Origin of the sequence: Mesorhizobium sp. B283B1A (genome assembly GCF_020165735.1) — a bacterium.
Taxonomy (GTDB): Bacteria; Pseudomonadota; Alphaproteobacteria; order Rhizobiales; family Rhizobiaceae; genus Mesorhizobium; species Mesorhizobium opportunistum.
The window spans coordinates 78,693-105,076 of record NZ_JAIUIQ010000022.1 but is presented as its reverse complement, the minus strand read 5'-3'; the positions used below and the strand labels follow the sequence as shown (position 1 = coordinate 105,076).

The 26,384-nt window shown below is 63.5% G+C and carries 20 protein-coding genes; 13 read left to right on the top strand and 7 right to left on the bottom strand.

Going from position 1 to position 26,384, the window contains the following annotated elements; translation table 11 throughout:
* Nucleotides 1–168 precede the first annotated feature (168 nt).
* The 3 genes from glmS (at nucleotide 169) to LB577_RS19930 (ending at nucleotide 3,163) form a co-directional block, all read left to right on the top strand.
* On the top strand, nucleotides 169–1,992 hold the full coding sequence (gene glmS / locus LB577_RS19940; protein ID WP_224688002.1) for a glutamine--fructose-6-phosphate transaminase (isomerizing): 1,824 nt from the start codon (nucleotides 169–171) through the stop codon (nucleotides 1,990–1,992).
* Nucleotides 1,993–2,024: 32 nt separating this feature from the next.
* Nucleotides 2,025–2,327, top strand: a complete 303-nt coding sequence (locus LB577_RS19935; protein WP_031250641.1) for a HigA family addiction module antitoxin — start codon at nucleotides 2,025–2,027, stop codon at nucleotides 2,325–2,327.
* Nucleotides 2,328–2,407: 80 nt separating this feature from the next.
* The gene (locus tag LB577_RS19930; protein WP_023780589.1) at nucleotides 2,408–3,163 is read left to right on the top strand and encodes a DUF502 domain-containing protein; all 756 of its coding nucleotides are present in this window, start codon (nucleotides 2,408–2,410) and stop codon (nucleotides 3,161–3,163) included.
* On the opposite strand, the gene recG is transcribed toward LB577_RS19930, so the two are convergent.
* Nucleotides 3,115–5,223 (bottom strand): ATP-dependent DNA helicase RecG, encoded by a 2,109-nt coding sequence (gene recG, locus LB577_RS19925; protein ID WP_224688001.1) that lies wholly within the window; start codon nucleotides 5,221–5,223, stop codon nucleotides 3,115–3,117. The two genes, LB577_RS19930 and recG, sit on opposite strands and share 49 nt — an antisense overlap.
* 92 nt (nucleotides 5,224–5,315) lie before the next feature.
* Here recG and LB577_RS19920 point away from each other — a divergent pair, with 92 nt between their 5' ends.
* From LB577_RS19920 to LB577_RS19910, 3 genes are all read left to right on the top strand, one after another.
* Nucleotides 5,316–5,603 carry a succinate dehydrogenase assembly factor 2 gene (locus LB577_RS19920; RefSeq protein ID WP_023780587.1) on the top strand — a complete coding sequence of 96 codons (288 nt, stop codon included), beginning with the start codon at nucleotides 5,316–5,318 and terminating at the stop codon, nucleotides 5,601–5,603.
* Between the two features lie 71 nt (nucleotides 5,604–5,674).
* Nucleotides 5,675–9,172, top strand: a complete 3,498-nt coding sequence (mfd, locus tag LB577_RS19915; RefSeq protein ID WP_224688000.1) for a transcription-repair coupling factor — start codon at nucleotides 5,675–5,677, stop codon at nucleotides 9,170–9,172.
* 135 nt (nucleotides 9,173–9,307) lie between these two features.
* A complete protein-coding gene (locus tag LB577_RS19910; protein WP_224687999.1) occupies nucleotides 9,308–10,681 on the top strand; it encodes a class II 3-deoxy-7-phosphoheptulonate synthase in 1,374 nt (457 codons plus the stop codon).
* A 106-nt stretch (nucleotides 10,682–10,787) separates the two neighbouring features.
* Here the strand turns inward: LB577_RS19910 and LB577_RS19905 are convergent, their stop codons facing one another.
* Nucleotides 10,788–11,858, bottom strand: coding sequence for a GGDEF domain-containing protein (locus LB577_RS19905; RefSeq protein WP_224687998.1), 1,071 nt, complete (start codon nucleotides 11,856–11,858; stop codon nucleotides 10,788–10,790).
* Between the two features lie 404 nt (nucleotides 11,859–12,262).
* Here LB577_RS19905 and LB577_RS19900 point away from each other — a divergent pair, with 404 nt between their 5' ends.
* Together LB577_RS19900 and LB577_RS19895 are read left to right on the top strand one after the other, a co-directional pair.
* Nucleotides 12,263–12,679 (top strand): GFA family protein, encoded by a 417-nt coding sequence (locus LB577_RS19900; protein WP_023763649.1) that lies wholly within the window; start codon nucleotides 12,263–12,265, stop codon nucleotides 12,677–12,679.
* Between the two features lie 78 nt (nucleotides 12,680–12,757).
* Nucleotides 12,758–13,117, top strand: a complete 360-nt coding sequence (locus LB577_RS19895) for a diacylglycerol kinase (protein ID WP_013895235.1) — start codon at nucleotides 12,758–12,760, stop codon at nucleotides 13,115–13,117.
* A 20-nt stretch (nucleotides 13,118–13,137) separates the two neighbouring features.
* Here LB577_RS19895 and LB577_RS19890 read toward each other — a convergent pair whose 3' ends face one another.
* Both LB577_RS19890 and LB577_RS19885 read right to left on the bottom strand, forming a co-directional pair.
* Nucleotides 13,138–13,725: a DedA family protein gene (locus LB577_RS19890; protein ID WP_224687997.1), complete on the bottom strand. Its 588-nt coding sequence runs from the start codon at nucleotides 13,723–13,725 to the stop codon at nucleotides 13,138–13,140.
* Entirely contained in the window at nucleotides 13,722–14,282 is a 561-nt protein-coding gene (locus LB577_RS19885; protein ID WP_224687996.1) for a DUF1003 domain-containing protein, read from the bottom strand. The genes LB577_RS19890 and LB577_RS19885 overlap by 4 nt, the downstream gene beginning before the upstream one ends.
* Nucleotides 14,283–14,368: 86 nt before the next feature.
* On the opposite strand from LB577_RS19885, the gene LB577_RS19880 reads away from it, so the two are divergent.
* The gene (locus LB577_RS19880) at nucleotides 14,369–15,085 is read left to right on the top strand and encodes a DNA-3-methyladenine glycosylase I (protein WP_224687995.1); all 717 of its coding nucleotides are present in this window, start codon (nucleotides 14,369–14,371) and stop codon (nucleotides 15,083–15,085) included.
* 75 nt (nucleotides 15,086–15,160) lie between these two features.
* Entirely contained in the window at nucleotides 15,161–16,837 is a 1,677-nt protein-coding gene (locus tag LB577_RS19875; protein ID WP_224687994.1) for an NAD+ synthase, read from the top strand.
* Nucleotides 16,838–16,992: 155 nt separating this feature from the next.
* Here the strand turns inward: LB577_RS19875 and LB577_RS19870 are convergent, their stop codons facing one another.
* A complete protein-coding gene (locus LB577_RS19870; RefSeq protein WP_023763655.1) occupies nucleotides 16,993–17,523 on the bottom strand; it encodes a dihydrofolate reductase family protein in 531 nt (176 codons plus the stop codon).
* Nucleotides 17,524–17,996: 473 nt separating this feature from the next.
* Between LB577_RS19870 and LB577_RS19865 the strand changes: the two genes are divergently transcribed.
* From LB577_RS19865 to gltX, 3 genes are all read left to right on the top strand, one after another.
* Complete coding sequence (locus LB577_RS19865; RefSeq protein WP_224687993.1) at nucleotides 17,997–19,802, top strand: ABC transporter ATP-binding protein; 1,806 nt, start codon at nucleotides 17,997–17,999, stop codon at nucleotides 19,800–19,802.
* Between the two features lie 225 nt (nucleotides 19,803–20,027).
* A complete protein-coding gene (locus LB577_RS19860) occupies nucleotides 20,028–21,206 on the top strand; it encodes a hypothetical protein (protein ID WP_224687992.1) in 1,179 nt (392 codons plus the stop codon).
* 193 nt (nucleotides 21,207–21,399) lie between these two features.
* Entirely contained in the window at nucleotides 21,400–22,773 is a 1,374-nt protein-coding gene (gltX, locus tag LB577_RS19855; RefSeq protein WP_224687991.1) for a glutamate--tRNA ligase, read from the top strand.
* Here the strand turns inward: gltX and LB577_RS19850 are convergent.
* Together LB577_RS19850 and LB577_RS19845 are read right to left on the bottom strand one after the other, a co-directional pair.
* The gene (locus LB577_RS19850; RefSeq protein ID WP_224687990.1) at nucleotides 22,691–23,914 is read right to left on the bottom strand and encodes a DUF2865 domain-containing protein; all 1,224 of its coding nucleotides are present in this window, start codon (nucleotides 23,912–23,914) and stop codon (nucleotides 22,691–22,693) included. The two genes, gltX and LB577_RS19850, sit on opposite strands and share 83 nt — an antisense overlap.
* Before the next feature lie 56 nt (nucleotides 23,915–23,970).
* Entirely contained in the window at nucleotides 23,971–26,313 is a 2,343-nt protein-coding gene (locus LB577_RS19845) for an NADP-dependent malic enzyme (RefSeq protein ID WP_224687989.1), read from the bottom strand.
* Between the last annotated feature and the right edge of the window lie 71 nt (nucleotides 26,314–26,384).

Genomic DNA, 26,384 nt, shown 5'->3' with positions numbered 1-26,384 from the left:
GCCTTCAAAAACTGAACGATTGCGGTAACCGGATTGCAAGTGCGCTGTGTCATGATGCATGCGTGCAGAAGCGTCCGTTACAGCGGACGAAATGCAATGTGACTTTCGCGGCGAACCGGCCATCCCTAAATAACGCTGGTTTTCCACGGGGAATTGGGGGCTGTCTGCATGTGCGGTATCGTTGGAATCGTCGGCCACTCGCAGGTCGCGCCCCTCATTGTCGATGCGCTCAAGCGGCTCGAGTATCGCGGCTATGACTCGGCCGGCGTCGCCACTATCGAGAAGGGTGAGCTCAGCCGCCGCCGCGCCGAAGGCAAGCTGGTCAACCTCGAACGCCGGCTCAAGGACGAGCCGCTCGAAGGCACCATCGGCATCGGCCATACACGCTGGGCGACCCATGGCGTACCCAACGAGACCAATGCGCATCCGCATTTTTCCGCCGGCGTCGCCATCGTCCACAACGGCATCATCGAGAATTTCGCCGAGTTGCGCGACGAACTGATCCGCGACGGCTACTCTTTCTCGTCGCAGACAGACACCGAGGTCGTTGCCCATTTGGTGGCGCGCGAACTGGCCAAGGGCCTGAAGCCGGTCGAGGCCGCGCATCAGGCGCTGAAGCGGCTGGAAGGCGCCTTTGCGCTGGCCATCATGTTCAAGGGCGACGAGGATCTGATCGTCGGTGCCCGCAACGGTCCGCCCCTGGCCGTCGGCCATGGCGATGGCGAGATGTTCCTGGGCTCGGACGCCATCGCGCTCGCGCCGTTCACCAATTCGATCACCTATCTCGAAGACGGCGACTGGGCGGTGGTGCGCCGCGGCGGCGTCGCCATCTTCGACATCGACGGCAAAAAGGTTGCCCGCAAGCGCCAGCAGTCGCTGTCGACCAGCTTTATGGTCGACAAGGGCAATCGCCGCCATTTCATGGAGAAGGAAATCCATGAGCAGCCCGAGGTGATCTCGCACACGCTGGCCCACTATGTGGATTTCGTCTCCGGCGTCTCCAAGCCGCTCGACCTGCCGTTCGATTTCGCCAAGATCGACCGGCTGGCGATCTCCGCCTGCGGCACCGCCTATCTCGCCGGCCTGATCGGCAAATACTGGTTCGAGCGCTATGCGCGGCTGCCGGTCGATATCGATGTCGCCTCGGAATTCCGCTACCGCGAAATGCCGCTGTCGGCCAACGATGCCGCTTTCTTCATCTCGCAATCGGGCGAGACCGCCGACACGCTGGCCTCGCTGCGCTACTGCCGCAAGGCCGGCATGAAGATCGGCGCCGTCGTCAATGTGCGGGAATCGACCATGGCGCGCGAATCCGACGTCGTGCTGCCGACACTTGCCGGACCCGAGATCGGCGTCGCCTCGACCAAGGCCTTCACCTGCCAGCTGTCCGTTCTGGCCGCGCTTGCGGTGCGCGCCGGCGTGGCCCGCGGCACAATCTCGAAGGAACAGGAGAAAACCCTGGTGCGCGCGCTTTCGGAAGCGCCGCGCTATGCCAACCAGGTGCTCAAGCTCGAAGAACAGATCGAGCGCATCGCACGCGAACTGTCGCGCTACAAGGACGTGCTCTATCTCGGCCGCGACACCAATTTCCCGCTGGCCATGGAAGGCGCGCTGAAGCTCAAGGAAATCTCCTACATCCACGCTGAAGGCTATGCCGCGGGCGAGTTGAAGCATGGCCCGATCGCGCTGATCGACGAGAATATGCCGGTCATCGTCATCGCGCCGCATGACCGCATCTTCGAGAAAACCGTTTCCAACATGCAGGAAGTGGCGGCGCGCGGCGGCAAGATCATCCTGATCACCGACAGCAAGGGCGCGGCACAGGTAAGCGTGAAGACGATGGAAACGATCGTGCTGCCGGATGTGCCGGAAATCATCTCGCCGATCATCTATGCGCTGCCGATCCAGATGCTGGCCTATTTCGCCGCCGTGTTCATGGGCACCGACGTCGACCAGCCGCGCAATCTGGCGAAATCGGTGACGGTGGAGTAAGTTTTACCTCTCAAATCGGGAGGTTGAGCCGAATGGCATCGAAGTTCGCCCGTCCAGTTCACCCCGGAGAATTCCTGCGTGAAGAATATCTCGTTCCCCTTGGCATGAGCGCTGGCGCCCTCGCAAAAAAGCTCAATCTTCCGCGTACCCGTATCGAACGCATTGCCAAGGAGGAGATCGGCTTGACCCCCGACACTGCTTTGCGACTGGCGCGGTTTTTCAACACCACGCCTCAATTCTGGATGAATTTTCAGCAGGCTTACGAGCTTGAGACCGAAGCGAAGAAACTAGCGTTGGAACTTGAGAAGATAGAACCGCTGGAAGCGGCGGCATAATCGGGCCTTTAAAAACTTCGCAGTTCCAAACGGCTTTGCTGTTCACTAATGTTGCGCTGCAACCCGCGCCCCGGTGAACCATGTCCGACGCTCCGAAGACTTCTGGCATGACCCGGCTGAGGAACTATTTCCTCACAGGCTTCGTCGTCTGCGCACCGCTGGCGATCACCGCCTATATTGCCTGGTCGTTCATTGGCTGGGTCGATTCCTGGGTAAAACCTTATATTCCCGCGCGTTACAGCCCCGATACCTACCTGCCGTTCCCGGTGCCGGGCTTCGGGCTGATCGTCGCCCTGATCCTGATCACGCTGATCGGCTTCCTGACGGCCAACATCGTCGGCCGCGCCATCGTCAATTTCGGTGAGCGCATGCTTGGCCGCATGCCGCTGGTGCGCGGCATCTATGGCTCGCTGAAGCAGATTTTCGAGACCGTGCTGTCGAACAAGGGCGACATGTTCCGCCAGGTCGGGCTGGTCGAGTATCCGCGCAAGGGCGTCTGGTCGCTGGTCTTCGTCGCCAGCGAGAAAGAGACCGAGATCAACCAGAAGCTTGATCAGGAAGGCGATCCGCTGATTGCCGTGTTCATGCCCTGCACGCCGAACCCGACCACCGGCTTCCTGATGTACGTGCCGAAGTCGGACATCGTGCTGCTCGACATGACGATCGAGGACGGTGCCAAGCTGATCGTGTCGGCCGGACTGGTGGCGCCCGAGGTCAAGCAAATGGTTGTCGTGAATGGTGAGCCTATCGAGGGAATGCTTGCCAACCCATCGGTTGCCGCCTTGGCTCATCCGGCGCGCAGGAGCCGAACGGCTTCGTCGCGACCGAACAAATAGAGCAACAGGCGCAGCGCCTCGCCGCGGTCGGATTGCAGCTCAGGGTCGCGCGACAGGATCAACCTTGCATCGTCGCGGGCAGCTTCCAGAAGATCGGCATGAGCCTCGATACGCGCCACCTGGAAGCCCGGCGTGCCGGACTGGCGGGTGCCCAAAAGCTCGCCTTCACCGCGCAATTTCAGGTCTTCCTCGGCGATCAGGAAGCCGTCCTCCGTCTCGCGCATCGCCGACAGCCGGCGTTTAGCGGTCTCGCCGAGCGGATCCTTGTAGAGCAGCACGCAGGAGGACGGCTTGTCGCCGCGTCCGACACGACCGCGCAGCTGATGCAACTGCGCCAGGCCAAAGCGCTCGGCATGCTCGATGACCATGACGGTGGCATCGGGCACGTCGACGCCGACCTCGATGACCGTGGTGGCGATCAGGATGCGTGTCTCGCCCTGCTTGAAGGCGCGCATCGCCTCGTCCTTCTCCGCACCCTTCATGCGGCCATGGACAAGGCCGATACGATCGCCGAACAGCGGTTTCAGCGAGGCGAAACGATCTTCCGCCGACATCAGCTTGATCTCTTCGGATTCTTCGACCAACGGACAGATCCAGTAGATCTTCTGGCCGCCGGCGACGGCGTCCTCCATGCGGCCGACCAGTTCGTCCAGGCGCTCCAGCGGCAGCGTGACGGTTCGGATCGGCTGGCGGCCGGCCGGCTTTTCCGTCAATTTCGACACGTCCATGTCACCGAAGGCGGTCAGCACCAGCGTGCGCGGGATGGGTGTCGCCGTCATCACCAGCATGTCGGGCGCATCGCCCTTGGCGGTGATGGCAAGTCGCTGGTGGACGCCGAAGCGATGCTGCTCGTCGATGACGGCCAGCACCAGGTCGTGGAAAGTTACCGTTTCCTGGAACAGCGCGTGGGTGCCGACGACGATGTCGATCTCGCCGCTGGCCAGGCCGGCCAGCGTGTCGGCGCGTTCGCGGCCTTTCTCGCGCCCGGTCAGGATTGCGATGCGCAGGCCTATGCTGGCGGCAAGCGGGGCGATCGTCGCCAGATGCTGGCGCGCCAGGATTTCGGTCGGCGCCATCAACGCCGCCTGGCCGCCAGCCTCGACGGCGCACGCCATGGCAAGCAGCGCGACAACCGTCTTGCCGGACCCGACATCGCCTTGCAAAAGCCGCAGCATGCGCTCGGGGTCGGCGAGGTCGGCATTGATTTCGGCCAGTGCGAATTCCTGGGAAGCGGTCAGCGAATAGGGAAGCGCGGCGCGGAGTTTCTCTACGATGCTGCCGTCGCCGACCAGGGGACGGCCAGACAAGCGGCGGATCTTTGCCCGCACCAGCGCCAGCGATACCTGGCCCGCCAGCAATTCGTCATAGGCGAGGCGCCGCCAGGCGGCTCCGTCGATGGAGACGTCGATCGGATCGGCCGGGTTGTGGATGCGGGCGAGCGCATCGCCAAAGGTCGGAAAGGTGTGCCGGCGCATGAAGGCGCTGTCCTGCCACTCGGGCAATTCCGGCAAGCGGCCGAGCGCCTGGCCGATCGCCCGGCGCAGCACCTTGCCGGACAGCCCCGCGGTGAGCGGGTAAACCGGTTCGACCAGCGGCAGGTTTTCCGCCTCGCTGGCCAGGGCGATATGGTCGGGATGGACCATGGTCGGGCGGCCGTTGAACCATTCCATGCGGCCCGAGACCACGACATGCCCGCCGACCGGCATCGCCTTTTCGAGGTAGGAGGCATGGGCATGGAAGAAGGTCAGGCCGATTTCGCCGGTATCGTCATGGGCAAAGACCCGGTAGGGCACCGACCGGTTGCCGCGCGGCGGCGGCTGATGACGGTCGATGCGCACCTCGAGCGTGACGATCGCGCCTTCGGCGGCGAGCGCGATGCCCGGCCGGTTGCGGCGATCGATGACGGTGTGCGGCAGCACGAACAGAAGGTCGCCGGCGCGCGCCGCGCGATCGCCGAGGTCGGCGGCGACGACCTTCTCGATCAGCGCGCCGACCTTCGGCCCGACGCCGGCGAGCGAGGTGATCGGGACAAAGAGGGGGTCGAGGATGGAAGGACGCATGATGTCAGCTTATGTCGCGACGGCAGCAGCGCAAGGCTGACAGCCCCTTCTATCCACGCTATATGCGCCGCAGCAAGTGAGGATGCGCCACAATGACCGGAACGAAACGATCAAGCGAGGGGCTGGACGTCCACCGCCGCAAGCTCTTGTTCCGCTCCTGGCATCGCGGCTTGCGCGAGATGGATCTGATCCTCGGCACCTTCGCCGATGCCGAGATCGCCGCCTTGACGGCCGAGGAGATCGACCAATATGAGAGGCTCCTCGACATTCCCGACACCGAATTCCTGCCGCTGATAACCGGCGAACGCCCGGTGCCGGCGGATATCGACTGCGTCGTCCTGCAAAAGATCCTGGCGTCCCGCCGGACCATGATTTTCTGAACACAAGCAATTCCCAGGAAAAGTCCCAAGCAGTTTTCCTGGGAATTGCGACAAAACAAGACCGTGATTTGATGAGCCTCATTCCCACCATTGGTCTGCCGAAGGGCCATGCCGGCCAGTTCATCGTCGACGGTGTCGCCGATGGCTACGAAGCCTTCGCGCTGGTGCAGGCCGCGCTGGAGATCGCGCCCGACAAGCCGGTATTGTTCGTGGCGCGTGACGGCCAGCGCCTGCCGGCAATCATCGAGGCGTTGTCCTTCGCGGCCCCCGGCCTTCCGGTGCTCGAATTGCCGGCCTGGGATTGCCTGCCCTATGACCGCGTTTCGCCCGGTTCGGATGCCGCGGCCAAGCGCCTCGATGCGCTGACTGCCATGATCGCGCTGGCCAGGAAGCCGCACCGCGCCGTCATCCTCACCACCGCCAATGCGCTGCTGCAGCGCATTCCGCCGGCAGAGCTTGTCGAAGCGCAGACCTTTCACGCCAGGCCAGGCAACCAGATCGACATGAACGCGCTGGTGTCGCGGCTGGAAACGTCGGGCTTCGAACGGGTGCCGACGGTGCGCGGTATCGGCGAGTTCGCCGTGCGTGGCGGCATTCTCGACCTGTTCGCGCCGGGATGGACCGAGGCGCTGAGGCTCGATTTCTTCGGCGATACGCTGGAATCGATCCGCGTCTTCGATGCCGCCACGCAGCGTACCACCGGCCAGCGCAAGTCGATGGCGCTGCAGGCGATGAGCGAGGTGGCGCTGACGCCCGAAACCATCAGCCGCTTCCGCCGCGCCTATATCGAAGCTTTCGGCGCGCCGCAGCGTGATGACGGTCTCTATGCGGCGGTCAGCGAGGGCAGGCGTTTCGCTGGCATGGAGCACTGGCTGCCGTTCTTCTACGAGCGACTGGAGACCGTGTTCGACTATCTGCCCGACACGCCTGTCGTCTTCGACCACCTGGCGCACGAGGCGTTGGCCGAACGCCATACGCTGATTCTCGACCATTACGAGGCGCGCAAGAAGCAGGCGGACGCCGCACTGAAGGATGCGGTGCCCTACAAGCCGGTGGCGCCAGATCTGCTTTATCTCTCGCCGGAAAACCTGATCGCCTCGCTCGGGCCGCGCGACGCGATCGACTTCACGCCCTTCGACGCGCCCGATGCCGGCGCCAAAAAGGTCTACCACGCCGGTTCGCGCCATGGCCGCAGCTTCGTCGAGGAGCGCGCCGATCCGAACGTCAATGTTTTCGACGCCGTCGTCAGGCACATCGCCGACGAGCGCGCGGCACGCCGCCGCGTCGTCATCGCCGGCTGGACCGAAGGCTCGCTCGACCGGCTTGGCCAGATCCTGGCCGAGCATCATCTCGGCAACCTCAAACAGGTCGATACGCTGGCCGAAGCCGAACAACTCGAGCCGGGGCAAGCGGCCTTGGCCGTGCTGCCGCTGGAATCCGGTTTCGAGACCGAAAAACTGGTCGTCGTCGCCGAACAGGACATTCTGGGCGACCGGCTGATCCGCCGCTCGAAGCGCAAGAAGCGGGCATCCGACTTCATCGCCGAGGCATCGGCCTTGTCGGCCGGCGATATCGTCGTCCATGCCGACCACGGCATCGGCCGCTTCATCGGCCTGCGCACCATCGAAGCCGTCGGTGCGCCGCATGACTGCCTGGAAATCCACTATGCTGGCGACGACCGGCTGTTCCTGCCGGTGGAAAACATCGAGCTTCTGTCGCGTTACGGCTCCGACACAGCCGAGGCGACGCTGGACAAGCTCGGCGGCGGCGCCTGGCAGTCGCGCAAGGCGAAGCTGAAGAAGCGCTTGCTCGACATGGCCGGGCAACTGATCCGCATCGCCGCCGAGCGGCAGATGCGCGCCGCACCGGCGCTGGTGCCGGCCGAAGGCCTTTATGACGAATTCTCGGCCCGTTTCCCGTATGAGGAAACCGACGACCAGCAGACGGCGATCGACTCGGTCAGGGATGATCTCGGCGCCGGCAAGCCGATGGACCGGCTGATCTGCGGCGACGTCGGCTTCGGCAAGACCGAAGTGGCGCTGCGCGCCGCCTTCATCGCCGCCATGGAAGGGTTCCAGGTCGCAGTGGTGGTGCCGACGACGCTGTTGTCGCGCCAGCACTTCAAGACCTTTTCGCAGCGGTTTTCCGGCCTGCCGATCCGTGTTGCCCAAGCCTCGCGGCTGGTCGGCGCCAAGGAACTGGCCGAAACCAAGAAAGGCATTGCCGAGGGCCAGGTCGATATCGTCATCGGCACCCATGCGCTGCTCGGGTCTGCCATTTCGTTCAAGAATCTCGGCCTGCTGATCATCGACGAGGAGCAGCACTTTGGCGTCAAGCACAAGGAACGGCTGAAAGACCTGAAGACCGACGTCCACGTGCTGACGCTGTCGGCGACGCCGATCCCGCGCACGCTGCAACTGGCGCTGACCGGCGTGCGCGAATTGTCGCTGATCGCCACCCCGCCGGTCGACCGCATGGCGGTGCGCACCTTCATCTCGCCCTTCGATCCGCTGGTCATCCGCGAGACGCTGCTGCGCGAGCGCTATCGTGGCGGACATTCGTTCTATGTGGTTCCACGAATCAGCGATCTCGCCGAAATCCATGATTTTCTGCGTGAATCCGTGCCGGAACTGAAGGTCGCCGTGGCCCATGGCCAGATGCCGCCAGGCGAACTCGACGACATCATGAATGCGTTCTATGACGGCCAGTACGACGTGCTTCTGTCGACGACCATCGTCGAATCTGGCCTGGATATCCCGACCGCCAACACGCTGATCATCCATCGCGCCGACATGTTCGGCCTGTCGCAGCTCTACCAGCTGCGCGGCCGCGTCGGGCGCTCGAAGGTGCGCGCCTATGCGCTGTTCACCCTGCCGGCCAACCGCAAGCTGACCGACACGGCCGAGCGCCGGCTGAAAGTGCTGCAGTCGCTCGACACGCTGGGCGCCGGCTTCCAGCTCGCCAGCCACGATCTCGATATCCGTGGCGCCGGCAACCTTCTGGGCGAAGAACAGTCCGGCCACATCAAGGAGGTCGGCTTCGAACTCTACCAGCAGATGCTGGAAGAGGCGGTGGCCGAGGTGAAGGATTCCGGCGAGGTCCAGGATGGCGGCTGGTCGCCGCAGATCGCCGTCGGCACCGCGGTGATGATCCCGGAAAGCTATGTGCCCGACCTGCAGCTCAGGCTGGCGCTCTACCGCCGTCTCGGCGATCTCGAAAACACCGAGGAGATCGACGCTTTTGGCGCCGAGCTGATCGACCGTTTCGGCCCGCTGCCGGACGAGGTGAAGCATCTCTTGAAGATCGTCTTCATCAAGGCGCTCTGCCGCAAGGCCAATGTGGAAAAACTCGACGCCGGGCCGAAAGGCGTCGTCATCCATTTCCGCAAGCGCGAATTCTCCAACCCGGTCGGGCTGGTCAAGTTCATTGGCGAACAGGGGTCATTGGCCAAGATCCGGCCTGACCACAGCGTCGTCTTCACTCGCGACTGGCCGACGGCCGAGAAGCGGCTTGCGGGCTCCGCGGTCGTCATGACGCAGCTGGCGCGACTGGTGGAGAAGGCCGCCTAGCCGCCGGCCATCATTCGCCAGCGCTGAAATTCCGGTCTAGAATAGAAAATCGGCTTCGTGTATGGAGCCGCCACCCCTATAGGGGCTGGAAATGGCGGGCGAGGGTGCTTGCCGGAAAGAGCGTTGGGTGCAGCGATGACGAAATGGTCGCCGAATTCGTGGAGAGCAAAGCCGATCAAGCAGGTTCCTGCTTATCCGGATCTTGGCGCGCTGAAGAACACGGAGGCCCAGCTCGCCACCTTTCCGCCGCTGGTCTTTGCAGGCGAGGCGCGCAAGCTGAAGAAGCAGCTCGCGGTTGTTGCCGCCGGCGAGGCCTTCCTGCTCCAGGGCGGCGACTGCGCCGAGAGTTTTGCCGAACATGGCGCGGACAATATCCGCGACTTCTTCCGCGTCTTCCTGCAAATGTCGGTGGTGCTGACCTTTGCCGGCGCGCAGCCGGTGGTGAAGGTTGGCCGTGTTGCCGGCCAGTTCGCCAAGCCGCGCTCGTCCGACAACGAGACCAAGGGCGAGGTGACGCTGCCAAGCTATCGCGGCGACATCATCAACGGCATCGAATTCGATGCCAAATCGCGCATTCCCGATCCCGCCCGCCAGGAAATGGCGTACCGCCAGTCGGCCGCGACGCTCAACCTTCTGCGCGCTTTCGCGCAGGGCGGCTATGCCAGCCTGGAGAACGTGCATCGCTGGATGCTCGGCTTTGTCTCCGACAGCCCGCAAGGCGAGAAGTACGAGTCGCTCGCCAACCGCATCACCGAGACGATGGACTTCATGAAGGCCGTCGGCATCACCTCGGAAACCAACTATGCCCTGCGCGAGACCGATTTCTACACCAGCCACGAGGCGCTGCTACTCGGCTACGAGGAGGCGCTGACCCGTGTCGATTCGACCTCCGGCGACTGGTACGCCACGTCAGGCCACATGATCTGGATCGGCGACCGCACCCGCCAGCCCGACCATGCCCATGTCGAGTATTGCCGCGGCATCAAGAACCCGCTCGGCCTGAAATGCGGCCCGTCGCTTACGCCGGACGGCTTGCTGGAGCTGATCGACCTGCTCAATCCGGACAATGAGCCCGGCCGGCTGACGCTGATCGCGCGCTTCGGTTCCGACAAGGTCGCCGACCATCTGCCGAAGTTGGTGCGCGCGGTGCAGAAGGAAGGCCGCAGCGTCGTCTGGTCGTCGGATCCGATGCACGGCAACACCATCGAGGCCGCCGGCTACAAGACGCGGCCTTTCGACCGCATCCTGAAGGAGGTGCAGACCTTCTTCGAGGTGCACCGCGCCGAAGGCACGCATCCGGGCGGCATCCATGTCGAGATGACCGGCAAGAACGTCACCGAATGCACCGGTGGCGCGCGCGCCATCACCGCCGAGGAACTGCAGGACCGCTACCACACGCATTGCGACCCGCGCCTCAATGCCGATCAGGCGATCGAACTGGCGTTCCTGGTGTCGGATCTCCTGAAGAAGAGCCATCCGGTGCGGCACAAGCAGGTCGTGAACGGCTGATTGCTGCCAGGCTGGACTGACGCAAAGAAAAGGCGCCTGGGAAATCCGGCGCCTTTTCCGTTTGTGGTCAAATACTTGCCGAGCCGACAGGGCGGGATGGAAGGCTTCAGTCCTTCTTGTAGAGAAGCCAACTCTTGCCGGCGCGGCCGGCCATCGTCGAATGCTTGGTGACGCGGTTGCGCCCGCTGACCTTGGAACGGTAAAGCGCCCGGTCGGCCTTGGTGTAGAGGTCTTCGGGGCCATCGGCCTCGGATGCCATGCAGATGCCCATGGAGACGGTGACGGTGCCGTAATTGGCGCCGGTCTGGCTGCTGGTGAACGGCGTCTGCTCGATCAGCGCACGGATGCGCTCCGAGATCTCGTAGGTGGCGTCCTCGCTGGCGCCCTCGATGATCAGCGCGAACTCCTCGCCGCCGGTGCGGGCGACGAACATGTCGCCGCGAATGCTGGTCTGGAAAATCTCGGCGATGATCTGGATGATCTTGTCGCCGACCGGATGGCCGTAGCGGTCGTTGATGTCCTTGAACCGATCGATGTCGGCAAGGATCAGGGCATTGAACAGGATGCCATTGTTGCTGTTGTAGATTCTGGTGATTTCCTTGTCGAAGGCGCGGCGGTTCCAGATCTGGGTCAACGGGTCGGTGTCGGCCAGCCGCTTGTATTCCTCGAGCTTCGACTTGACGCTCTCGAGTTCGGCGGTCTTGTCACGGAGTGTCGATGCAATCTGCCTGCCATGATCGATCGTCGAACTGGTGGCGACCGACATGGCGTTGGCGATCTTCTGCAAGAGGTCCTGCGACAGTAGGCTGCGGCCGCTGAGGCCGCTCGAAGTCTCGTCGAGGATCCTGCCGTATTTCTCGATGTGGCTGCGCTCGCTCCGCAGGAGTGATGCGACTTCCTCAAGCTCCCTGGCGATGACGTCCCGCGCATGCTCAACGATGCCGGGGCCATGGTTGTGGGCAAAGAAGGTGCGCCCGATCTGATCCAGCTCATCCTGCGTCGGCCGGCTGCTCAGCGACACGACGGCGAGACTGAGCTCGCGGTTGGTGCCGCTCAATGCCTCGTAGAAAATCTCGTAGTTGCGCGGCACGCCGAGCACGCCAAGCTGGCGCATGGTCGTGACGACGGTGCTGGCGATATCGGTGTTTCTTTCGGTCTGGGTGGCTGCCGGCTGCATGTCTGATCCACTCTTCCCCTCGGATCCCGGCGAAGATTTGCGGGTCCACTTATCGCCGACATGGGGGAATGCTACCGACATTCCAGAACGAGACGCGAAGAGGCGCGTCCCCACCCGCAACCTTCACACGACATGACCATAGATGCGCCAGCGCTAAAGTTTCCTTAATTCGCGTAAAATCCGCAGGTTTTTCTCCGGCTACGGCTGTAAAGGCTTCTGCCTGCCACCAACAATCCGAAAACAATGCCGGTTTGGCAGCCTGAGTTCGCAGGCCTGTTACGCTGTTGGAGAAACCGAATTTCGGATTTGCTGCACCAGAGCATGTCGCATTTGCTTGCGTGCGGCCGGCGCAAAGCTGGAATCCTGGCGGTGAGGACGATGCCGCGTTTTCGGAGGAGGTTGGAATGAGTGACAGTCACCAGGGATCTTGTCTGTGCGGAGCGGTCCGCTTCCGGACGCGCGGCGCGCTGCGCGGCGTTGTCTATTGTCACTGCTCGCAGTGCCGCAAGCAGAGCGGCCATTTCTACGCCGCGACCAATGTCGCCGACGCCGATATCGTCATCGAAGGTTCGGAAAGCATCACCTGGTACGAGGCGTCCTCCTTCGCCAGGCGGGGCTTTTGCAAGGCATGCGGGTCGGTGCTTTTCTGGAAGCCGGGGGATCAAGACTACATTTCGGTCATGGCGGGATCGTTCGACAGGCCGACGGGCCTCAAGGGCGACTGTCATATCTTCGTTGGCGACAAGGGCGACTATTATTCGATCGACGACGGGCTGCCGCAGTTTGAAAAGTCGACGCCATCGATACCGGTCGCGGAATGAATTTTGGACGAGACGGCTTATTCCATTGATCGGGCCATTGCTTTATCCCGTGCCGGTGGTTCGGAGAGGGATTTGGGCATGCAGCGGCTGATCGACGCTTTTATCAATTCGGTGCGAGCGTTTCGCAAGCTGGCCGCCAACGAGAAGGCATTCCAGCAGGAGCTGACGCTCCTTGCGCTCGCCTTGCCGGCAGGGTGGTTCGTTTCGGTCTCGTGGCGCGGTTATGCGTTGCTGATCGGCGCGGTTCTGCTGCTGATCATGGTCGAGGTCTTGAACACCGGCATCGAGGCGGCCTGCGACGCCTTCAGCCGCGAGTTCAATGTCGACATCCAGCTGGCCAAGGATTGTGGTTCGCTGGCGGTGCTGATTTCGGTGGTCATCGTCGCCGGCGTCTGGGGCATTGCGCTCATCGAGCGGCTCACCGGCTTTCCCATCTGACCCATCTGACGTCCGCGACATCACTGCTCGTGGCCGCGCTCCTGCTTGGCGATATGGTGGGCGACCAGCCAGGCAAGTACGGCCACGGCGAGGCCGATGCCAAGTCCGATGAACAGCCGCTCGTGGCGCATCAGCGCCTGGCCGATCAAATGCTCGGCCCCCAGTCCAAAGACATAGCCGATCGAGCTGAACAGCACCGCCCAGATCATCGACGAGATGGCATTGAGGATGACGAAGCGCGGTGCGGCTATGGTCGAAAGGCCGGCCGCGATGCCGCCGACCAGGCGCATGCCGTAGACGTAGCGGTTCGACAGCACGAAGATGTTGGGATGGGTGTTGAGCAGGCGGTAAGCGCGGCGGAAACCGGGCCGGCCGCGCAGCCTGACGACATGGCGATTATCGGCGAAACTTCTGCCCAGGATGAAGAACAAGGTGTCGCCGGCAAAGGCCCCGAGGGCTGCCGCGACAACGGCATGCCACAGCACGAAAACGTCCTGGTGGGCGAAGAAGCCGCCGAGTATGGCAGCACTTTCCCCTTCGGCAACGCAGCCGAGAAAGACGGCAAGCAGGCCATACTGTTCGATGAAATGATGGATCGCGTCGGTCATGAAGCCGACTGTTGCGACAGCCTCTCGTCGATCCTCGTGACGAGATCGGCCAGCCGCGCGATCTCTTCGCGCATGCCGAGGATCTGGCTGTGGCGCAGCTCATCCAGCTTTTCGTGCAGTGCCATGATCTCGATCTCGGCCTTCAGGTTGACCTCGTAGTCATGGGCGGCATCGATGCGGTCGCGTTCGGTCTGGCGGTTCTGCGCCATCATGATCACCGGCGCCTGCAGGGCGGCGACCATCGACAGCACCAGGTTGAGGAAGATGAACGGGTAGGGGTCGAAAGCATCGCGCGACAGCAGCCAGACATTGCCGGTGGTCCACAGGGCCAGAAAAGCCAGGAAGGCCAGGATGAAGGACCAGGAGCCGCCGATGCGGGCGATCGTATCGGCGAGGCGGTCGCCGAAGGTCTGGTGGAAAGCCACCGCCTTGTTGGTGTCCCTGGAGATCGTGGTGCGCTCGAGCGCCGATTGCAGCACCCGGCTTTCCAACGGGCTGAGGCCGTCCGGCCGACGCTTGAGCCAGCGGTTCGCCAGTTCATCGATCGTCTTGTTCATGGCCATCTCCATCGTCGGTGGAGATAGACGTAGAGGCTGCCGGCCCTGACGGGAAGTGGTACATTCAGGCAGACAGCGAGGGACCGATGGCCGATTTCAAGAAAATTCGCCTGCGCGCGGCAAAACGCAAGGGCGGCGAGGCCGAGCTTGCGACGCTGCTGGGGCCTGTGCCCGACAATGCAGCCGTGGCCGACATACCGGACGATCGCATCCTCTCGACCATGGCCGAGCGCGTTTTCGCGGCGGGTTTCGTCTGGCGCGTCATCGAGCAGAAGTGGCCGGGCTTCGAGGAAGCGTTCCTGCGTTTCGAGCCGAAGCGGCTGTTGTTCCAGCCTGACGATTTCTGGCACGAGTTGGTTTCCGACCAGCGCATCGTGCGCAACCCGCAGAAGATCAGGTCCGTCCGGGAAAATGCGGCCTTCGTCGAACGCGTATCCAGGGAACATGGCGGCTTCGGCAATTTCCTCGCCGATTGGCCAGCCGATGATCAAGTCGGGCTGATGGCCTATCTCGGCAAGCACGGCAGCCGGCTCGGCGGCAACACCGGCCAGTATTTCCTGCGCTGGCTGGGCTGGGACGCCTTCGTCATTTCGGCCGATATTTCCGCAGCCCTTCGCGATGCCGGCCTCGACATCGCCGATAGTCCGACCTCGAAGCGGGACCTCGACAAGATCCAGGCACAGATCAATCGATGGGTGGCGGACACCGGCCTGCCGCGCCGGCACATTTCGCGCATCCTGGCGATGTCGATCGGCGAGAACCATTCGCCACAGTCGTTGCGCGAGTATGTGGGCGACGATTGAACGCCAAAGCCTGGCCCGAATTGGTCCAAACGAACGCCATTGCGAGGCCAATTCCGCCGCGCTAAACCGGAAAGCATGACCAAGAAGCTCGACATCCTGCGCATCGCGATCGCCCAGCTCAACCCGACCGTCGGCGATGTCGCCGGTAACCTTGCCAAGGCGCGGGAGGCGAGGGCGGATGCCGCGCGCCAGGGCGCCGACCTCGTGCTCTACACCGAACTTTTCCTCGCCGGCTATCCGCCGGAGGATCTGGTGCTGAAGCCGGCCTTCCTGAAAGCCTGTGAGAAGGCTGCGCAGGACTTTGCCGCCGACACTGCCGATGGCGGCCCCGGCGTCATCATCGGCACGCCGCTGAAGCGCAGGAGCGGCACCCACAATTCGATCGTCTTCGCCGATGGCGGCAAGATCATCGCCGAGCGCTACAAGCTCGACCTGCCGAACTATGGCGAGTTCGACGAGAAGCGCGTCTTCCAGGCTGGGCCGGAGATCCAGGGGCCGGTCAACTTCCGCGGCGTGCGGGTGGGGATTCCGATCTGCGAGGACATCTGGGGCGAAGTCGGCATCTGCGAGACGTTGGCCGAAAGCGGGGCGGAAATCCTGCTGGTGCCGAACGGTTCGCCCTACTACCGCGCCAAGATCGATGTCCGCCACCAGGTCGTCATCCGCCAGGTCATCGAATGCGGGCTGCCGATCATCTATGCCAACCAACTCGGCGGCCAGGACGAGCTGATCTTCGACGGTGCGTCGTTTGCCATCGGCGCCGACAAGACGCTCGCATTCCAGATGAGCCAATTCGAGGACGCGGTCGACGTCACGACCTGGAAGCGCACGGACGACGGCTGGGCCTGCGCGGAAGGGCCAATGTCGAAAATCCCCGAACGGGAAGAGGCCGACTACCGCGCCTGCATGCTGGGCCTGCGCGACTACGTCAACAAGAACGGCTTCAAGAATGTCGTGCTTGGCCTGTCCGGCGGCATCGATTCGGCGATCTGCGCCGCCCTTGCCGTCGATGCGCTCGGCGAGGAGCGGCTGCGCGCGGTGATGATGCCTTACCGCTACACGTCGAAGGATTCGCTGAAGGACGCCGAGGACTGTGCCCGCGCGCTCGGCTGCCGCTATGACATCGTGCCGATCTTCGAGCCGGTCGAGGGCTTCCTGCATGCGCTGACGCAGCTTTTCGAGGGCACCAAGGAAGGCATCACCGAAGAAAACCTGCAGAGCCGCGCGCGTGGCACCATCCTGATGGCGATCTCCAACAAGTTCGGCTCGATGGTGGTCACTACCGGCAACAAGAGCGAGATGTCGGTCGGCTATGCCACGCTCTACGGCGACATGAATGGCGGCTTCAATCCGATCAAGGACCTGTACAAGATGCAGGTCTACGCGCTGTCGCGCTGGCGCAACAGCCATGTGCCGCCAGGCGCGCTCGGGCCTTCCGGCGAGGTGATCCCTAAGAACATCATCGACAAGGCGCCGTCGGCGGAGTTGCGCGAAAACCAGACCGACCAGGATTCGCTACCACCCTATCCGGTGCTGGACGACATCCTCGAATGCCTGGTCGAGAACGAGATGGGGGTCGACGACATCGTCGCGCGCGGCCATGACCGGGCGACGGTGACGCGCATCGAGCACCTGCTCTACATCGCCGAGTACAAGCGCCGGCAAGCGGCACCGGGTGTGAAGATCACCAGGAAGAATTTCGGCCGCGACCGCCGCTATCCCATCACCAACCGATTCCGGGATCGCGGCTAGAGCAATTCCAGGAAAAGTGTGAAACGGTTTTCCCGGGAAAAGCGCGTTGCGCTTTCCCTTAGGAATTGCGTTAAAACAAAGAGTTAGAGCAGTTCGCCGTTTCCGTGAAACGGCGAACTGCTCTAGGGGATCGATGCCGGATGCGCGTTGGCGGATCAGGCAGGAACGTAGGTCAACCTGATCACGTCGTCGTCAATCAGATCGCTGGCCACAAAGCGAAGCGGCGGCCGAGGGCCGGCGAAGAACGGCTTGCCGTGACCAAGCACGACCGGGTGGAAGTAGAGTTGGTACTCGTCGATCAGACCAAGGTCGGTCACGCTTCGGGCAAGGTTGGGGCCAGACAGCGAAATCTCCCCAGCGAGATCAGCCTTCAGCCCACGGATCACCGCCTCGACGTCGTCCTGGACAAGTGTGGCATTGGGGCCGACTGATTTCAGCGAGCGCGACACAACCCATTTCGGTTGGTTTCGCCACGCCGCCGCGAACTCGTGTCCTTCCGCGCTCCACTCGGGACGGTCTTCGTCCCAATAACGCATGACCTCGTACATGCCGCGACCGTACACACTGCCGGTAATGGCGCGCACTTGCTCTATCCAGTGACGAAAGATCGTGGGGCGTGAGGGCATTGCCAGGTGGTCGACGTAACCATCGAGGGACTGGTTCATCCTGAAAATGAGCTTGGCCATGCTGCAAGGTCTCCAACCCGGGGTTTTCAGCATAATCAGGCCCGCAGTTACGCAGAAGCGAGATTGGGCGCAAACTGTGCGCCGACGGCACGCGGCTAAGCGTCCACCAGCGGTTGTTGCAAAATAACCTCAGTAGCTGGACCAGATATACTTTCGGGCATGGGCTGGTCTTGGCGATGCGTCAGGCTGTCATTATAAGGGCCGTTCCGCGATTCATTTGCGGGAGGTCCGAATGGCAGTATTTCAAATGGTAATGCGAGGCCGCGAAGCTTAGGTCTCATCCAGCGCTCCGCGAGGGTCTGTCTCTCGTGCCGAAGCCGGATCGAGCTCAGGCTTATGCCGATGCCGGTCGCCGCCCTCCCGAGGGCTCGACGCCAATATGCCACTCCGCATCCCGGGCACCATCTGCCTCAGCGCGGCTTTTCAATTTTCGACCTTACTGGGATCGGGCTCGTTTGCGCCCGAATGACATCATGGCTCGTTTTAAGATCGATCTGCGCGCGAGCGCCTTTCGCAGCGTTCTTGGCTTCACGCTCACTCATTGGCGGCGCCAGCGATGGCGGCTGTCGCTCATCATGGGTGGGTTTCTGCTGTCGACGCTGGCCGATGTGCTGACGCCGCTCTATTCCGGCCGGCTGGTCGACGCCGTCGCCAGCAGCGCCGGCGCGGATGCCATTGCCTGGAATGCCGCGATGACGGCGTTTTCCATCCTGATGGCGCTCGCCCTGACCGGCGTCGTGCTGCGCAACCTGGCCTTCATGGGAATCGTCGAGCTGACGCTGAAGATGATGGCCGACATCGCCGCCGATGCCTTCCATCGCGTCCAGCGTTTTTCCACCGACTGGCATGCCAACAGCTTTCCCGGCTCGACGGTGCGCAAGGTGACGCGCGGCATGTGGGCGCTCGACCTGCTCAACGACACGATCCTCATCGCGCTGCTGCCGTCGGTTGTCATGCTCGTCGGCTCGACGCTGCTGCTTGGCTGGTTCTGGCCGCTGATGGGCGCGGTCGTCGCGGCAGGCTCGGTGCTGTTCATCATGGTGACGGCGATGCTGTCGCTCGGCTATGTCGCGCCGGCGGCGAGGCTTGCCAACACCTGGGACACGCGCCTCGGCGGATCGCTGGCTGACGCGGTGAGCTGCAACGCCGTGGTCAAGGGTTTTGGCGCCGAGGAGCGCGAGGAGCGCCGCCTTGCCAAGGTGGTTGCCAAATGGCGTGCGCGCACGCGGCGCACCTGGGTGCGCGGCACCATCAACGGCACCACGCAAGGAGCGCTGCTGCTGGCCATGCGCGCCGCGGTGATCGGCCTGGCGCTGATGCTGTGGTCGTGGGGGCAGGCGAGCGCCGGCGACGTCGCCTTCGTGCTCACTTCGTTCTTTGTGCTGCAGGGCTATTTGCGCGATATCGGCACGCATATCCGCAACCTGCAGCGCTCGATCAACGACATGGAGGAACTGGTCGATTTCCAGTCCGAGCCGCTCGGCATCGAGGACCGGCCCGGCGCCAGCCCGATCCGGATCACGCAAGGGGCGATCAGCTTCGGCAACGTCACCTTCCATTATGGCAGCCACCGGTCGCCGCTCTATCGCGACTTCTCGGTCTACATCGCACCGGGTGAACGTGTGGGGCTGGTCGGCCATTCGGGGTCGGGCAAGACGACTTTCGTCAAGCTGATCCAGCGGCTCTACGATGTGAACGCTGGAAAGATCCTGATCGACGGCCAGGATATCTCGCAGGTGGCACAGGCATCGCTGCGCGGGCAGATCGCGATCGTCCAGCAGGAGCCGATCCTGTTCCACCGGTCGCTGGCCGAAAACATCGCATATGCCAGGCCAAGCGCGACGCAGGATGAGATCGAGCATGCCGCACGCCTGGCGAGCGCGCACGACTTCATCACCAGCCTGCCGAAGGGGTACGGTACGCTGGTAGGCGAGCGCGGCGTGAAACTGTCGGGCGGCGAGCGGCAACGCGTGGCGATCGCGCGTGCCTTCCTCGCCGATGCCCGCATCCTGATCCTGGACGAGGCGACATCGAGCCTCGATTCGGAATCGGAGGTGCTGATCCAGCAGGCGATGGAACGGCTGATGGTCGGCCGCACCACGCTGGTCATCGCGCACCGGCTCTCGACGGTGCGGGCGCTCGACAGGCTGCTGGTCTTCGATCGCGGCAAGATCGTCGAGGAAGGCTCGCATGACGAGCTGATCCGGCTGAAAGGCGGCATCTACCGCCGCCTGTTCGAGCGCCAGGCGCTTGAACTGACCAAGGGCCTGGTCATTTGAGCAGAAGGGGCCTCCGGCTTCGGCTGGAGGCCCCTCCCAGGCATCAGTCAGCTGGAGCGACGTACGCGGCATCGTTTTTGCGCCCCCGGTTTCTAGGCGTTTTGGTTATAACGCAGGCCGCGACACGTCGTTTCTACCACCGGTTGCCGCTCATTTACTCAAAAGCAACTCAGAGATAGTAGGTGCGTATCCTGGGGATCGGATTGATCAGCGCAGGATTTTGGCTTGCCTCTTGTTTCCACAAATGCTGGTCCAGAAAAGGTGGCTTCGCCTTTGGTGCTGGACTCCCAACACGGTTCGGTTCGGCCGCTGGCCGCCGAAGATCTCGAGCGGGTCGCAGCACTCTTCCTGACCAAGTTTCGGCGGCGGCGTCACCTCCGCGATCGCGCGGTCGCGGAGACGGCCGCGTATATGAGGGAGATCTATCTCGACCCTGCCGGCCAGTCGGGTCCGAGCAACGCTCTTGTCCAGATCAACCCGCAAGGTGATCTGGGCGGGTTCCTCGGCGTCCTGAAAGCCCGCTACGAGCTCAACGGAACGACATTGAAAGCGGCGATCATCGGTCCGCTGATGGCCGACCCCGGCACCGATCACGGTTCCGCCGGCCCGCAATTGCTGCGTGTCCTGCATCAAGGCGAATTCGATCTGTATCTGACCGATTCCGCCAACCGGGTGTCCCTGGCCTTCGCGCGCCCGATGAAATATCAGCTCCTGCCGGTGCATTGTCTGGGATGGACCTGTATTTTCCGGCCGGCCGCGATGGCCGCCGCCATGTTGCACCGTAGATGGCCCGGCCTGCCTCGCCTGGTACTCGATCCCGGCGCCAGAGCATTCGATGCCCTTGCGAAAAGAAGGTTCGGGTCCCCCGTCCAGCCTTCATCGTCGCACCGGGTCCACCATGAACCGATGGATGCCGCGCAGTTTGCCGAGCGGCTGCCGACCCTCCTGTCCGATTACGCTCTTCGGCCGAGCTGGGAGGATGGCGAGCTGCCACGGCTGCTGGCGCTGGCGGCCGAGAAGCGGGCCGACGGTCCGCTTCATTTCGGTGGCACCTACGACGAAACGGGCAAAATACTCGGTTGTCATGCCTTCTACGGTCAAACCGGCGGCATCGCGAACCTGTTGCAAATCCAGGCGTCCGGGTCTCACTGGGGTGCGACGCTGGACGGACTTGTCGCGGCTGCGTGGGATTTGGGCTGCGTGGGCATCACCGGGCAGACGCAGAGCCGATTCATGCCTCAACTCTTCGGCTACAGGAATGTCTTCTTCCGCTATGCCGGGGGGACGATGGTCCGCTCGCGAATTGCCGAGGTCACGGAAGCGGTCCGCTCCGGCGACATCTTTATCGGTGGGCTGATGGGCGACCGCTGGACCCGCCTCAGTTCCGACGACTTCGGCCACTGATCGGCTTCAACGACCTGTTTGCCGGCGCCGTCCCTCGACGAGTTGACCTGCGGCCTCAGGGGGAAGGCCGCCTATGTGCCGCCTGGGACGCAGGCCACCCCGGTCTTTTCATTGCTTGCGCCATGTTCTATGTCTGCCGCACGGCGCGGGGGCGCATCTTGTCAATCACCAAGGCATCCGGTACGCCCCGCTCATGACAGTTACCGTTCGTTTCGCTCCGTCACCGACCGGCCGCATCCATATCGGCAATGCGCGCACCGCTCTGTTCAATTGGCTGTTTGCGCTCAACAACAAGGGCCGCTTCATCCAGCGCTTCGACGACACCGACATCGCCCGCTCGAAGCAGGAATTCTCCGACGCCATCCTCTACGACCTGCATTGGCTGGGCATTTTTCCGGATGCCACCGAATATCAGTCGCGACGCTTCGAGATCTATGACGCGGCGGTCGAGCGGCTGAAGGCCGCGGGCGTTCTCTATGCCTGCTACGAAACGCCCGAGGAACTCGATCTCAGGCGCAAGGTGCGCCGCACGCGCGGCCTGCCGCCGGTCTATGGCCGCGAGGCCTTGACGCTGACGCAGGAGCAGGTGGCCGAGTACCAGGCCGACGGCCGCCGGCCGCACTGGCGCTTCCTGTTGCCCAATTTCTCCGCCGATCCGCAGCAGCCGGAGCGCACCGAGATCCATTGGAACGACTTGGTGCGCGGCGAGGAAACGGTTGACCTGGCCTCGCTGTCCGACCCGGTCCTGGTGCGCGAGGACGGTACCTATCTCTACACGCTGCCTTCCGTCGTCGATGACATGGAGATGGGCATCAGCCATGTCATCCGCGGCGACGACCATGTCACCAATACGGGTGTCCAGATCGCCTTGTTCCGGGCATTAGGTGCCGAGCCTCCGGTGTTCGGCCACCACAATCTGTTGACCACCGTCTCGGGCGAGGGGCTGTCGAAGCGTACCGGCGCGCTGTCCATCGAAAGCCTGCGCGAGGATGGCATCGAGCCGATGGCGGTCGCTTCGCTCGCCGTGCTGGTTGGCACTTCGGAAAACGTCGCTGCCGCGCATGACCTCGGCGAACTCGCCGGCCACTTCGACCCGGCCGCGACGTCGAAATCATCGGCCAAGTTCGATCCGGACGAGCTTTTCGTGCTCAACCGCGTGCTGCTGCACCATATGCCGTTCGACGAGGCGCGCGACCGGCTAATGGTGCTTGGCATTTCCGGCGAGCAGGCCGAACCGTTCTGGCTGGCGGTGCGCGGCAATCTGGACAGGTTGGCGGATGCCGTGGCTTGGTGGCGGATCCTGCGCGAGGGGCCGCAGGAGAAGCCCGAATTTTCCACGGACGACCGCGATTTCCTTCACCAGGCCTTCGATGTCCTGCCTGAAGATCCCTGGACCGGGACAGTCTGGAAGGATTGGACGGGCAAGATCAGGGAAGCGACCGGGCGCAAGGGCAAGGCACTGTTCATGCCGCTGAGGCTTGCCCTTACCGGGCTGCCTTCGGGACCGGAGCTTGCAGATCTATTGCCGCTGATGGGTCGGGAAGGAACGCTGGTCCGACGACCCTGACCTTGCGCTGCTCCGGCGGCAAGGCGGACACGGGCGACGTCACCGGCTTGGCGGAGAGACGCTTGATGGCTTCGCGGTCGAGCCCGCCTTCCGTATTCGCCAGGGTCTCCGGATCCGCCCCCGGATCGGGCTTGGAAGGCGGAACCGGGGTGAACGATGTTGCGTTCGTCTCGGGCTGGGACTGCTCAGGGACGGGCGGGTTGCCGCCGATGATCTGGAAATTCTGCGCGGCGTTGCAACCGCAGGCCGGCGGCCGCGCCACGTTGGACTGCTTGTAGAGATAGGCGGTCGGCAATTCGCTGTAGGGCCTGCCGGTGACCGATGACGTCATCGATGCCGAATCGTCGTCCATGCCGCGTGAATAGAAGACCTGCATCTCGGTGCCGGGGCAGCTCGATTCGCAGTTCTTCTGGTCACGCTCGAAGTCGCTGGTCGAGGCGGCGTTCGACATCGGGAAGAAATAGCCGTCGCAGGTGCGCACGCAGGTGGTGTGGAACTCACCGCCGGTGCTCGGAAAGTCCGGAATGCCGGGCCGGTTCAGGACGCGGCTTACGCCGCGCTCCTCCTCCGTATCGTCAGGCTGGTCCCTCGTATCGTCGGATTGGTCCGACCTGTCGGCCTGCCGGTCGTCGCCGCCGAAAAGCTGGTCGAACAGGTTTGCGCTGCCGTCTTCACGGCTTGCTTCCCGCAAGGGTTCCCGGCGCGGCGCAACCGGGTCGTCGCGGCAGCCATTGGCGTCGAGCGCGGCCAGGATGCGGCCACGGTCGCGGCGCGATCCGCCGCCGCCGGCGAGCTGGGCTCGCTTGGCCTGCAGGCTGTCGAGATTGGCGTTCATGCGGTCGATGGTGGCGTTGAGGCCGGCGCACTGGTTGACGTTGCGGGAAAACAACGAAAACCCGCATCCGGCGCCGTTCGCCTGGCCGCGGGCTTTTGAAATCTGCTCACGCTGCCGTTCGATCGCGGCGTCGTATTTGCGGATCATTGCCGGACCGCCGCCACCGCCGCGCGAGGCAGCGGCAAGATCGGCTTCCAACTGGCGGCAAACCCGCGAGGCAGCCTGCGGCTCGGTGATTGTGGCGCCGGACAGCAAAAGGCCAAGCAGCACGGCAGCATGCGCCTGCTTCAACCCTCCGACTGTCATCCGTCCAACTCCGCCTGATCGTCAGCAAGGCTATCGTATTCGCGGTTAACCGCAATTTACTGCGAAAGCTGCGTTGCGCCCAGATCGACGATCGCCTGTGCCTTGTGCGCGGCTTCGACGACGGCCAGCGCGGTCATGTTGACCACGCCGCGCGACGTGACCGAAGGCGTCAGAATATGCGCCGGCTTGTCGGTGCCGAGCAGGATCGGCCCGACATGCAGCGCATCCATCATGGCACGCAGCGCCGTCAGCGTGATGTTGGCCGAATCGAGGTTCGGGAACACCAGGAGATTGGCTTCGCCCTTCAGCCGCGAATGCGGATAGACGCGCTGGCGCAGATGCTCCGACAAAGCGGAATCGGCATGCATTTCGCCGTCGCACTGCAATTCCGGGGCGATGCGCGCCAGGATCGCCGCCGCCTGCCGCATCTTGAGCGCGCTCGGCGAATCGCGCGAGCCGAAATCCGAATGCGACAGAAGTGCCGCCTTCGGCTCGATACCGAAGCGCTGGATCTCCTCGGCCGCCAGCACGGTCATCTCGGCGATCTCCTCGGCGGTCGGGTCGACGGAGACGTGGGTGTCGGTGAGGAAGATGATGCCGCGCTGCGAGATCAGCATCGACAGCGTCGACAAATCATAATCCTTGATGCCGGCGCGCGGCCCGATGATCAGCGTCACGTTGCGCAGATGCCGCTCGAAGCGTCCTTCGAGGCCGCAGACCATGGCGTCGGCATCGCCACGCTTCAGCGCCAGTGCGGCGATCACCGTATTGTCGGTGCGCACCATGGTGCGCGCGGCCTCCGTCGTCACGCCGCGCCGGCCGGCGAGTTCGATCAGGAGGTCGACATAGTGGCGATAACGCGGATCGTCTTCCGGGTTGATCAGGCCGAAATCGACACCCGGCTTGATGCGCAGGCCGTAGCGCTTCAGCCTGACTTCGATGACATGCGGACGGCCGATCAGGATCGGTTCGGCTATGCCTTCCTCGAGCACCACCTGGGCGGCGCGCAGCACACGCTCATCCTCGCCGTCGGCGTAGATGACGCGCTTGGCGCTCGAGGCCTTGGCGGACGAGAACACCGGCTTCATCACCAGGCCGGAGCGGAAGACGAAGCGGTTGAGCTTGTCGATATAGGCGGCGAAATCGGTGATCGGCCGTGTCGCGACGCCGGTGTCGCAGGCCGCCTTGGCGACCGCCGGCGCGATGCGCAGGATGAGCCTAGGATCGAAGGGCGAGGGGATCAGGAAATCGGGTCCGAAGATCGGCGTCTCGCCCGAATAGGCGCGCGCGGCGACGTCCGAAGGCTCTTCGCGGGCAAGGGCCGCGATGGCGCGGACCGCCGCCATCTTCATCTCCTCGTTGATGGCGCTGGCGCCGCAGTCCAGCGCACCACGGAAGATGTAGGGGAAGCAGAGTACGTTGTTGACTTGGTTGGGGAAATCGGACCGGCCCGTGCAGATCATCGCGTCGGGGCGCGCCGCGCGCGCAACCTCCGGCATGATCTCCGGATTGGGATTGGCCAGCGCCAGGATCAGCGGCTTCGGCGCCATGTGCTGGAGCAGTTCCGGTTTCAGCACGCCGGCGGCCGAAAGGCCGAGGAAGACGTCTGCACCCGCAATGACGTCGGCCAGCGTGCGCGCCTCGGTATCCTTCACATAGGGGTCTTTCCAGCGGTCCATCTCGTCGATGCGGCCCTTGTAGGCGACGCCGAAGCGGTCGGTGACCCAGATATTTTCGACGCGCACGCCGAGCGAGACCAGGAGGTTGAGGCAGGCGAGGGCCGCGGCACCGGCGCCGGAGGTGACGACCTTGATGTCCGAAATGGTCTTGCCGGCGAATTCCAGCCCGTTGAGCACGGCCGCGGCGACGATGATGGCGGTGCCGTGCTGGTCGTCGTGGAACACCGGTATCTTCATGCGCGCCTTGAGCCGCTCCTCGACCTCGAAACACTCAGGCGCCTTGATGTCCTCGAGGTTGATGCCGCCGAAGGTCGGCTCCAGGGCGGCGACCGTTTCGACCATGCGCTCGATTTCGGGCGCGTCGATCTCGATGTCGAAGACGTCGATGCCGGCGAATTTCTTGAACAGGACCGCCTTGCCCTCCATGACCGGCTTGGACGCCAGCGGGCCGATATTGCCTAGGCCGAGCACGGCCGATCCGTTGGAGACGACGCCGACCAGGTTGGCGCGCGCCGTATAGTCGGCGGCGGTCGCCGGATCGTCGCGGATCTCCAGGCAAGGGGCCGCCACGCCAGGCGAATAGGCGAGCGCCAGGTCGCGCTGGTTGCCGAGCGGCTTGGTCGCCTGGATTTCAAGTTTTCCAGGCGTCGGATACTTGTGGAAGTAGAGGGCGGCTTCGTCGAGGTCCGAACGTGCCGTTTTCTTGCTCTCGCCAGTCATTCCGGCCCTCCCTGCGCTCTGCCTGCGACCCTTCTTAGCATGCGGCCGCGGTTTTTCGAGACGCCAAATGA

Bases quoted from the DNA above. Each gene is read 5' to 3' on its own strand.
- glmS (WP_224688002.1), top strand. From the start codon at position 169: ATGTGCGGTATCGTTGGAATCGTCGGCCACTCGCAGGTCGCGCCCCTC.
- LB577_RS19920 (WP_023780587.1), top strand. From the start codon at position 5,316: ATGACCGGAACGAAACGATCAAGCGAGGGGCTGGACGTCCACCGCCGC.
- mfd (WP_224688000.1), top strand. From the start codon at position 5,675: ATGAGCCTCATTCCCACCATTGGTCTGCCGAAGGGCCATGCCGGCCAG.
- LB577_RS19905 (WP_224687998.1), bottom strand. From the start codon at position 11,858: ATGCAGCCGGCAGCCACCCAGACCGAAAGAAACACCGATATCGCCAGC.
- LB577_RS19850 (WP_224687990.1), bottom strand. From the start codon at position 23,914: ATGACAGTCGGAGGGTTGAAGCAGGCGCATGCTGCCGTGCTGCTTGGC.
- LB577_RS19900 (WP_023763649.1), top strand. From the start codon at position 12,263: ATGAGTGACAGTCACCAGGGATCTTGTCTGTGCGGAGCGGTCCGCTTC.
- LB577_RS19895 (WP_013895235.1), top strand. From the start codon at position 12,758: ATGCAGCGGCTGATCGACGCTTTTATCAATTCGGTGCGAGCGTTTCGC.
- recG (WP_224688001.1), bottom strand. From the start codon at position 5,223: ATGCGTCCTTCCATCCTCGACCCCCTCTTTGTCCCGATCACCTCGCTC.
- LB577_RS19845 (WP_224687989.1), bottom strand. From the start codon at position 26,313: ATGACTGGCGAGAGCAAGAAAACGGCACGTTCGGACCTCGACGAAGCC.
- LB577_RS19870 (WP_023763655.1), bottom strand. From the start codon at position 17,523: ATGGCCAAGCTCATTTTCAGGATGAACCAGTCCCTCGATGGTTACGTC.
- LB577_RS19865 (WP_224687993.1), top strand. From the start codon at position 17,997: ATGGCTCGTTTTAAGATCGATCTGCGCGCGAGCGCCTTTCGCAGCGTT.
- LB577_RS19930 (WP_023780589.1), top strand. From the start codon at position 2,408: ATGTCCGACGCTCCGAAGACTTCTGGCATGACCCGGCTGAGGAACTAT.
- LB577_RS19875 (WP_224687994.1), top strand. From the start codon at position 15,161: ATGACCAAGAAGCTCGACATCCTGCGCATCGCGATCGCCCAGCTCAAC.
- LB577_RS19880 (WP_224687995.1), top strand. From the start codon at position 14,369: ATGGCCGATTTCAAGAAAATTCGCCTGCGCGCGGCAAAACGCAAGGGC.
- LB577_RS19885 (WP_224687996.1), bottom strand. From the start codon at position 14,282: ATGAACAAGACGATCGATGAACTGGCGAACCGCTGGCTCAAGCGTCGG.
- LB577_RS19935 (WP_031250641.1), top strand. From the start codon at position 2,025: ATGGCATCGAAGTTCGCCCGTCCAGTTCACCCCGGAGAATTCCTGCGT.
- gltX (WP_224687991.1), top strand. From the start codon at position 21,400: ATGACAGTTACCGTTCGTTTCGCTCCGTCACCGACCGGCCGCATCCAT.
- LB577_RS19910 (WP_224687999.1), top strand. From the start codon at position 9,308: ATGACGAAATGGTCGCCGAATTCGTGGAGAGCAAAGCCGATCAAGCAG.
- LB577_RS19890 (WP_224687997.1), bottom strand. From the start codon at position 13,725: ATGACCGACGCGATCCATCATTTCATCGAACAGTATGGCCTGCTTGCC.